Below are 3,816 nucleotides of genomic sequence, written 5' to 3' on the forward strand. Positions count from 1 at the left end.
AAAACACCAAATTAATAAGCAGATTTATGTCCTTTTAGGCAAGGTTAAAAGCTTCTGCGTAACTCCTGTAATGTATGAAAAACATATAAAATTAATATGCAAATATTTGTACATTAACGAATGTTAGTTGTATTTAGCTATTATTCCAGTCTGACCTGCTTGTTTATGAAACGCTTACTTAAATTCGTTCCTTTCCTCTTTTTGCTGATAGCCTGCGAGGAAAATCTGCTGAAGCCCACACAAAGCGGCTCTAATACTTTTGCCTGCAAGCTGAACGGCAAAACTTGGATCGCTGACGCAGGTTCGGGCTTTAACACAAAGAAAGTGGGTTTATTATATGGCTACTTTTATCCACCTCAGAAACAATTAACTATTTTTGCCAACCGCATAGCTGATGGTGATAACACTACCATACAATTAGCCTTGGAGGATGTGAAGGTGAGAGGCACACATTATTTTTCTTTCGATACCGGTCCCGCTCCTGATCAAATGCGCTTCCAGGACCATGCGATGTACAGGGAGAGTAAGCCAAGCAATGGCCGATATATCACTTCCAGCCGCAACACAGGCTTTTTCACGTTCACAAAGGTGGATACGGTGAACCATATTATTGCAGGCGTTTTCGAGTTCACGGCAGAAAGCCTGGATGGCTCCGGCCAGACCGTGAGGATCACCGACGGCCGCTGCCTTCCGCGTACTTTTTGGAGGAGAAGATGCTAAGGATATTATACAGGAACTTGGCATACAAAGTGTCAAAACAATCCATAATTGGGTTACTGACTATCAGCGTAAGATGGAGCAAGGGCTTGTATCTTTACCTCCTATGAATGAGAAGCAAAAGCAAAACCTGGAAGCCCTAAAGCAGCGAAATAAACAGCTGGAGAAAGCCCTGGAGGAGGCTAACCTCATGATCCTGGCCCTGCACACAATGATTGAGGTGGCTGAAAAGGACCTGAAGATTTCCATCCGAAAAAAGTCTGGTACCAAACGGTCCTGCCCCTGCAGCATAAGGGAACAGCAAAGGTTAGTGTCGGTAACCTTTGTCGACTGTTTGGTAAAAGCCGTCAAGCATTTCATCAGAAAAGGACGCACCTGGATCAGCGTGCTGCCCAGGCTATGCTGGCATTGGATCTAGTCACTGCCATCAGAAGGGAGATTCCCGGGCTAGGGACCAAGAAGCTGTATTTTCTGCTGCGGGAGCCCCTGCAGAAAAGCGGCATTACTATGGGCAGGGACAAGCTGCATGAGTTGCTCCGGGAACACCGTCTGCTCATCCGCCATAAAAGGTCTGTGCCCAAGACCACTCATTCTAACCATCTTCTAAGAAAGTATCCTAACCTGGTCAGGCAGCTCCCTGTCCTGGAAACAGAGCAAGTTTGGGTATGTGATATGACCTACATCTATGTGGGCTTTGACTTCAACTAGCTGTCTCTGATTACCGATGCTTATTCCAAGAAAATTGTGGGCTACTGCCTGCATCAGTTCCTGAGCATGGAAGGCTGCCTGAGCGCTTTGGAAATGGCGCTTGCCACTCGTAGTAAACAGGAGAGCAAGCTTATGCACCATTCTGACCGGGGCGTGCAGTACTGCAGCTCTGAGTATGTAAAGCAGACATTGCCATTAGCATGACAGATAGTGGGCAGGCGTACGAGAATCAGATAGCCGAAAGGGTGAATGGGATCCTAAAGCATGAGTTCAGGCTGAATCAGGTGTTTAAGTCTCACATGGAGGCTCTATTGGCTATAGAAAAGGGTATTCGCAATTATAACACGCTTCGCCCTCACATGAGCTGCAGTTACTTAACCCCCTCACAGGCTCATCAGGTGGAAGAGTAAGTCATCGGTCAGTGGAACTGATGTTCTGTGAGCTAACAAGCTGTGGATTTATGGATATTACCCACAAGTCCACAGCTGCGATAATAGTGGTTGCCGGATAAAAAAGCGTCAAGCTAATATAGTACTCAACTAGATATTCAAAGAGCAAATCAATACATTAGACAAGCTATAGCCGTATTAATTTCTTAAATTTATCATCAATTCAAAACCGTCAACTTTTTCCAGGACGGGTCATCATTAGCTACTTTTGCTAAAGAATCTATCTATATTAGTTGCTTTATTTGTGTGACATCTTTTATACGCGTAATTTAAATGGAAATAATTATTTTGATACTACTGACTATGCTCAACGGCTTTTTTGCTCTGTCAGAGTTATCTATCATATCCGTCAACAAAAACAGAATTGCCCAAAAGGCAAAACAAGGAAGCAGAAGTGCTAATACTGTCATTAAGCTGTTGGAATCACCAGAGAATTTTCTCTCTGCTATCCAAGTAGGTATTACACTCATAGGAATTGTCTCTGGTGCCTATGGTGGAGCGGCCCTTTCTGATGATATGAAACAATGGCTTTCCGGATTTAGCTTTTTGGCTCCTTATGCTGATACACTCTCTATCATATTAGTAGTTGGTTTGATCACCTATTTCTCTATCGTCATTGGGGAACTGATACCCAAAACGATTGCTCTTGGAAATGCCGATAACATAGCTCTTACTGTTGCCCCTATTATTAAAGTATTCACGGTTGCCACCATGCCACTGGTAAAGCTACTTTCAGGTTCCACTAGCTTTGTTATAAAATTAGCAGGAATTAAAGAGCCGCCGGAAGAGAAGATGTCAGAGGAGGAACTCAGGCAGATTATCAAGACTGCGGGCAAGCAGGGGCTTCTGGCAAAGGAGGAAATTCAGCTGCACCAGAATATCTTCACATACTCAGAGCAGCGGGCAAGAAACCTGCGCACACACCGCATGGATGTGGAGTACATTGACATTAATCAACCTGTTGAAGGGATAAAAGACATTATACAGCGTAGTGCGCACTCTAAATTTCCTGTTGCCGATGGTACCTTTGACAAGATTATTGGGGTGCTAACAGCGAAGCGGTTCTATGAATATTTAGCAGGGAACAGAGAAGAGTCGCTGAGCAGTGTTTTACAGCAGCCAATTTACATACCTGAAACGATGCTGGCCAATGCTGTGCTGAACATCTTCAAGAAACAGAAGCAGTATCTGGGAATTGTTATCGATGAGTATGGCTCAATCGAGGGCATCATTACACTGCATGATATTCTGGAAGCAATTGTAGGTGACCTGCCGGATATGGACGAGGTAGATGAGCCAAGCTTCGTTAAAAGAGATGATGGTTCACTCTTAGTAGACGGGTCTGTGGAAATTTACGACCTCAACAGAGAACTAAAGGAGGAAGTTATACCAAAAGATGCCGACAACTATGTGACGCTGGCTGGTTTCATTTCTTACACATTAGGTAAATTTCCGGCTGCTGGCGATAAGTTTCAAGTCGGCGGCTATGAATTGGAGATAGTAGATATGGATGGTTTCAGAGTTGACAAGGTAATTCTAAAGCGTGCGATCAACTCCAAAATATCTTAAGGCACTGTCTTATCCTGTGAACTTTATAATTATTTGGCCGCTTTTTATCAGTATTATTTGGCCGTAATTAAGTTTTTAAGAATACCTCCTTCTGACTAAACACCCTCCTTCTTATGGGATAAATCTTCGTTGATCTGGTAAGGACAATTACGCGAAAACCTGTTTATAAAAACTAATAAAGCGTAGTAAAATCATCAATTGATACGTTTTCATCTAATTTCAAAAAAAGGAGTGAGATAAAAGTCATATTCCTGCAAAACTAGTGTAGGTCTCGGCAGACTGCTTAATCCTGACATGGGTTTATAAATAACTCGAGTTGCGATTATAAAACTATGAAGCCATCCAGGTTTGTTAAGGGGTAAAGCTACCAAAC

At 43.2% G+C, this 3,816-nt stretch carries 6 protein-coding genes; 5 read left to right on the forward strand and 1 reads right to left on the reverse strand.

Annotated elements, in window-relative coordinates; translation table 11 throughout:
- Positions 1 to 165 precede the first annotated feature (165 nt).
- Complete coding sequence (locus tag FVR03_RS23755; protein ID WP_147924265.1) at positions 166 to 720, forward strand: Riean_0653 family protein; 555 nt, start codon at positions 166 to 168, stop codon at positions 718 to 720.
- A 103-nt stretch (positions 721 to 823) separates the two neighbouring features.
- On the forward strand, positions 824 to 1,135 hold the full coding sequence (locus FVR03_RS23760; RefSeq protein WP_147924266.1) for a hypothetical protein: 312 nt from the start codon (positions 824 to 826) through the stop codon (positions 1,133 to 1,135).
- Between the two features lie 29 nt (positions 1,136 to 1,164).
- On the opposite strand, the gene FVR03_RS24680 is transcribed toward FVR03_RS23760, so the two are convergent.
- On the reverse strand, positions 1,165 to 1,308 hold the full coding sequence (locus FVR03_RS24680; RefSeq protein ID WP_187270291.1) for a hypothetical protein: 144 nt from the start codon (positions 1,306 to 1,308) through the stop codon (positions 1,165 to 1,167).
- 126 nt (positions 1,309 to 1,434) lie between these two features.
- Here FVR03_RS24680 and FVR03_RS25275 point away from each other — a divergent pair, with 126 nt between their 5' ends.
- From FVR03_RS25275 to FVR03_RS23770, 3 genes are all read left to right on the forward strand, one after another.
- On the forward strand, positions 1,435 to 1,629 hold the full coding sequence (locus FVR03_RS25275; protein ID WP_369410477.1) for a DDE-type integrase/transposase/recombinase: 195 nt from the start codon (positions 1,435 to 1,437) through the stop codon (positions 1,627 to 1,629).
- Positions 1,620 to 1,835 carry an integrase core domain-containing protein gene (locus tag FVR03_RS25280; RefSeq protein WP_369410478.1) on the forward strand — a complete coding sequence of 72 codons (216 nt, stop codon included), beginning with the start codon at positions 1,620 to 1,622 and terminating at the stop codon, positions 1,833 to 1,835. The genes FVR03_RS25275 and FVR03_RS25280 overlap by 10 nt, the downstream gene beginning before the upstream one ends.
- 312 nt (positions 1,836 to 2,147) lie before the next feature.
- Entirely contained in the window at positions 2,148 to 3,443 is a 1,296-nt protein-coding gene (locus tag FVR03_RS23770) for a hemolysin family protein (protein ID WP_147924267.1), read from the forward strand.
- Positions 3,444 to 3,816 lie beyond the last annotated feature (373 nt).

Origin of the sequence: Pontibacter qinzhouensis, from assembly GCF_008017455.1 — a bacterium.
In the GTDB taxonomy this organism is placed as follows: domain Bacteria; phylum Bacteroidota; class Bacteroidia; order Cytophagales; family Hymenobacteraceae; genus Pontibacter; species Pontibacter qinzhouensis.

Excerpts from the sequence above, each read along its gene's own strand:
- FVR03_RS23755 (WP_147924265.1), top strand. The coding sequence starts at position 166 with ATGAAACGCTTACTTAAATTCGTTCCTTTCCTCTTTTTGCTGATAGCC.
- FVR03_RS23760 (WP_147924266.1), top strand. The coding sequence starts at position 824 with ATGAATGAGAAGCAAAAGCAAAACCTGGAAGCCCTAAAGCAGCGAAAT.
- FVR03_RS24680 (WP_187270291.1), bottom strand. The coding sequence starts at position 1,308 with ATGAGTGGTCTTGGGCACAGACCTTTTATGGCGGATGAGCAGACGGTG.
- FVR03_RS23770 (WP_147924267.1), top strand. The coding sequence starts at position 2,148 with ATGGAAATAATTATTTTGATACTACTGACTATGCTCAACGGCTTTTTT.